The 4,619-nt window shown below is 70.4% G+C and carries 5 protein-coding genes; all 5 read right to left on the reverse strand.

Translation table 11 applies throughout. From position 1 onward, the window contains the following. Positions 1-1,247 (reverse strand): aldehyde dehydrogenase family protein (locus tag GXZ33_RS07690; RefSeq protein ID WP_291340254.1); only part of this gene is annotated, 1,247 nt, incomplete at its 3' end. 10 nt (positions 1,248-1,257) lie between these two features. Then, on the reverse strand, positions 1,258-1,758 hold the full coding sequence (gene purE, locus GXZ33_RS07695; protein WP_291340255.1) for a 5-(carboxyamino)imidazole ribonucleotide mutase: 501 nt from the start codon (positions 1,756-1,758) through the stop codon (positions 1,258-1,260). Between the two features lie 9 nt (positions 1,759-1,767). Beyond that, a complete protein-coding gene (locus tag GXZ33_RS07700) occupies positions 1,768-2,985 on the reverse strand; it encodes a 5-(carboxyamino)imidazole ribonucleotide synthase (RefSeq protein ID WP_291340256.1) in 1,218 nt (405 codons plus the stop codon). Between the two features lie 95 nt (positions 2,986-3,080). Next, positions 3,081-3,548 carry a PH domain-containing protein gene (locus tag GXZ33_RS07705; RefSeq protein WP_291340257.1) on the reverse strand — a complete coding sequence of 156 codons (468 nt, stop codon included), beginning with the start codon at positions 3,546-3,548 and terminating at the stop codon, positions 3,081-3,083. A 19-nt stretch (positions 3,549-3,567) separates the two neighbouring features. Next, positions 3,568-4,344 carry a biotin--[acetyl-CoA-carboxylase] ligase gene (locus tag GXZ33_RS07710; protein ID WP_291340258.1) on the reverse strand — a complete coding sequence of 259 codons (777 nt, stop codon included), beginning with the start codon at positions 4,342-4,344 and terminating at the stop codon, positions 3,568-3,570. Positions 4,345-4,619 lie beyond the last annotated feature (275 nt).

Genomic DNA, 4,619 nt, shown 5'->3' on the forward strand with positions numbered 1-4,619 from the left:
CCGGTCTCGTTGACGTAGGTCATGCCGGCCTCCAGGCGGGAGGCCACCTCCTGCGCCTGCCCGAGGTCCGAGCCGAAGACGTAGCTGCCCAGTCCGTAGGCGGTGTCGTTGGCCAGGGCGACCGCCTCATCCACGTCGGCCGCGCGGTAGAGGATGGCCACCGGCCCGAAGATCTCGTTGCAGCCCAGGTCGGAGGCGGGGTCGACGTCGGTGAGCAGGGTCGGCTCGAGGAAGGCACCGGGGCGGTCGATCGGCCGACCGCCGACGGCCACGGTGGCGCCGCCGTCCGCGAGGCGTGCCACGATCTCGTCGCGCGCCTCGAGCGAGGAGAGCGGCCCCACCTTCGCGTCCGGGTCGTCCCACTCCCCGACCGGCAGGCCGCCGATGCGCTCCCGGAGGAACTCCAGGGCCCGCTCGTAGAAGGGCTCGAGCACGATGAGGCGCTTCGGCGCGTTGCACGCCTGCCCGGCATTCGCCATGCGGGCGCTGACGTAGCGGCCGAGCACCTTCTCCAGGTTGTGGTCGTCGAGGACGATGAAGGGGTCGTTGCCGCCGAGTTCGAGGACGGTCTTCTTGTGGTGTGCGCCCGCCTGCTCCGCGACGGCCGCCCCCGCCTCCTCCGAACCCGTCAGCGAGACCGCGGCGATACGCGGGTCCGCGATGAAACCCGCCATCTGCGAGCCGGAGGCCCGGACGTTGTGGAAGACACCGGCGGGGAGGCCGGCGTCGAGAAGCACGTCCTCACAGGCCTGCGAGGACAGGGGGCAGATCGACGCGTGCTTGAGCACGAGTGCGTTGCCGAGCAGCAGGTTCGGCGCCGCCCAGCGCGCGACCTGGTAGTACGGGAAGTTCCACGGCATGATGCCGAGGACGACACCGAGCGGGTCCTTCCGCACGAAGGTCCGCAGCGCACCCTGGGCGGGCAGTTCCTGATCCGCGAGCAGCGCGTGGGCGTTCTCGGCGTACCAGTCGTAGATGTCGGCGACGAGCCGCAGCTCACCGAGCCCCTGGCGGCGCAGCTTGCCCATCTCCCGGCCGATGAGCGCGGCGAGTTCCTCGGCGCGCTCGCGGTAGAGGGCGGCGGTACGACGCAGGACGGCGGCGCGCTCCTCGAGCGGGGTCGCGCGCCACTCACGCTGCGCGGTGACTGCGCGGGTGAGGAGGGCGTCGCGGTCGGCGTCGTCGAAACGCGGGAACGTCTCCTCGGTCTCGCCGGTACTGGGGTTCTGGAGGGCAACAGTCGTCATGCCCCCATCTTTACCCTTCGAGCAGGCTCTTCCGCAGGCGCTCGTCCTTGGCCTCCACCTCAGCGGCCATGGTGGCCTGGTACTGCGCCATCTTCTCGACGAGCGCCGGGTCGCCCGCACCGAGCATCCGCACGGCCAGCAGTCCGGCGTTCTTGGCGCCGCCGATGGAGACGGTCGCCACCGGCACACCGGCGGGCATCTGCACGATCGACAGCAGGGAGTCCATGCCGTCGAGGTCGGCCAGCGCACGCGGCACACCGATGACCGGCAACGGCGTCGCGGCGGCCACCATGCCCGGCAGGTGGGCGGCGCCACCGGCGCACGCGATGATGGCCTTCAGGCCGCGCTCGTGGGCGGACTTGGCGTAGCTGAGCATGCGCTCCGGGGTGCGGTGCGCGGACATGACGCCGACCTCGAAGGGGACGCCGAACTCGGCGAGCGCCTCAGCGGCGGGGGCGATGGTGGGCCAGTCCGAATCCGAGCCCATGATGATGCCGACAAGCGGGGACATTGTTCTCCTTTAAGCGGTGTAGCCGTCAGCCCAGCGGGCGTTGACGAGGTAATCGGCGGCGAGGTTCGCTTCCCGACGCACGCGTCCCAGCTCCTCACCCGACATGTTCACGTGGCCGATCTTGCGGCCCGCGCGGTACGACTTGCCGTACATGTGGATCTTGGCCTGGGGGAAGCGGGCGTGGACGTCGAGCATACGCTCGGCCATCGGCTTCTCCGGATCGGTCTGACCGCCGAGGACGTTCGCCATGACGGTGACCGGGGCGGTCTGCTCGACAGACCCCAGCGGCCAGTCCAGGACGGCGCGCAGGTGCTGCTCGAACTGGCTGGTCACACAGCCGTTCTGGGTCCAGTGGCCGGTGTTGTGGGGGCGCATGGCCAGCTCGTTGACGGCGATGGCCGGCTCGCCGTTCTCATCGCGGTACTCGAAGAGCTCCACGGCCAGGACGCCCGTGACACCGAGTTCCTGCGCGATGGTGACGGCCAGGTCGCGGGCCTGCTGCCCCAGTTCCGGGGACAGGTCCGGGGCGGGGGCGACGGCCTCGGTGCAGATGCCGTCGGTCTGGACGGATTCCACGACCGGCCACGGCTGGACCTGGCCGGAGGGGCGGCGGGCGACCATGGCGGACAGCTCGCGGACGAGTGCCACCTTCTTCTCGGCCATGAGGGGGGTGCCGGCGTCGAGAAGCTCCTGCACGAGGGACTCCAGCTCGGAGGGCGCGGGGAACCACACGCCGTGGCCGTCGTAGCCGCCGCGGCGGGCCTTGAGGCAGACAGCGCCGTCGACGGAGTCGGAGAAGGCGCGGGCGTCCGCGACGGAGTTGATGGCGGCGAAGGGCGGGACCGGGGCGCCGATCTCCTGCAGCCGCTCGCGCATGACCAGCTTGTCCTGGGCGTTGACCAGGGCGTCAGGGCCCGGCTGGACGTTGACGCCCTCGCTGATGAGCTGGTGCAGGTGCTCGGTGGGGACGTGCTCGTGGTCGAAGGTCATGACGCTGGCGCCCGCGACGGCGGTGCGCAGGTCATCCAGGTCGGTGTAGTCCCCGAGGACGACGTCCGCCGCGACCTGGGCCGCGGAGGAGTCGGGGGCGCCGGCGAGCAGGCGGATCGACTGGCCGAGCTCGATCGCCTCCGTCTGCATCATGCGGGCCAGCTGGCCGTCGCCGATGACGGCGACGACCGGCATGCCGGGGACGTGGGCATTCGGGTTTCCTGCAGGTTCAGTCACGGCCATAACTATAGTCAGCGGGCGGGGTTTCCCAGAAGTGCGTCCGTCAACAGCGGGCCCGCGCCTGGCCGTGTGGCCGTGTGGCCGGACACCGGTCACCAGTGCCGTGCCGGAGGCAGGGACTCCCCGATCATCGCCGCGACCCGCTTCGCGCGGGGCACGTCCGGGAAGTAGAGGGGCCGGTCGTAGCCGATGATGGCCAGGAAGATCCCGTTGCGACGCCGCTGGACGGAGCGGATGTCCTGGAAGGGGATGGAGTCGGTGCGGGAGCCGAACTCCCCGGCGCGCACCACGAGGCGCTGGTCGGTGACCACGAAGCGGCGGCGCCGGGCCTTGAGCAGCGGCAGGACGAAACGCCAGACGGCGAGCAGCAGCCAGACAAGGAGGACGGCGTTGCGCAGCTGCGGGTCCGTGTCCATCCCCGGCTGGTCGAGCCAGCCGATGAGCATCCAGCTCAGGCCGGTGACGAGGATGAGTTCCAGGGTCGGGAAGGTGAGGGTGTGCAGCGGCGACGTGAGGTCGGCGCGCACCACCTCCCCCTCAACCGGTCGGAACAGTGCCATGGGCGCGGATCCTACTCCTCTAGTAAGCGGTGTCGGTACGGCGCAGGTGGGTGACGTCGCCGGCGGAGATGAGGTGACGGTCGCCGTCGGTGTCGAGCAGGTCGAGGCGGCCGTCCGAGGCGATGTCGGCGACGGTGCCGAAGAGCTCACCGGTGGGGGCCTCGACACGCACGGGCTTGCCTATGGTGATGCATTCACGTCGGTAGTCGTCCATGAGGGTGCGGTCGCCGCTGGCCCACTGGGTCAGGCGCCGGTGGAGGGCCTCCAGGACGGCGACGGTCACGTCCTCGGTGCCGACCTCGACGCCCTCCAGTGCCAGGGAGGTGGCGTGGGGGACGGGGAGCTGCTCCTGCGTCAGGGACACGTTGACGCCCAGGCCGACGACGATGCGGGGGTCCTCGGGGAAGCCGGCGCCTTCGGCGAGGATGCCGCACAGCTTGCGTCCGTCCCACAGGACGTCGTTGGGCCACTTGAGTTCCGGCCCCTCCTCCACACCCGCGACGGCCCGGACGGCGTCGAGGACGGCCAGGCCCGCGGCCAGCGGCGCGGTGCCCAGGCGGTCGAGCTCGGCGGCGGTGGGCCGGAGGAGGACCGACATGATCGACTGCGCCCCGCGGGGTGAGACCCAGGGGCGGCCGAGGCGGCCCCGGCCGGAGGTCTGTTCCCCGGCCACGAGGGCGGAGAAGGCGGGGGCGGTGGTGTCGGCGAGGAGGTCGGCGTTGGTGGAGCCGGTGGTGTCGACCCAGCGGACCTGGGCGTACCGGGGAAGACGCGCGGAGAAGGAGGCGGAAGTCACGGGGACCAGCCTAACCCGTCACACGCGCCACTTCCGACACGCCGTTGTTTCGCGGAAAAAACTAGAACCACCTGCGAAAACACAATAAGTGACCGGCATCACACCACTTTCGTTATGGAAACTAGCCGCAAAGAGGTCTACACTCCCAAAACATGACCATTTCCTCACCTTTGACGGACCTGTCCGAGCTGACCGACGTCACCACCACCGCCGGCAAGATCGCCGACCTGAAGCGTCGCCGTGCCGAGGCCACCTACCCGATGGGTGAGAAGGCC

Origin of the sequence: Corynebacterium sp., from assembly GCF_012838985.1 — a bacterium.
In the GTDB taxonomy this organism is placed as follows: Bacteria; Actinomycetota; Actinomycetes; order Mycobacteriales; family Mycobacteriaceae; genus Corynebacterium.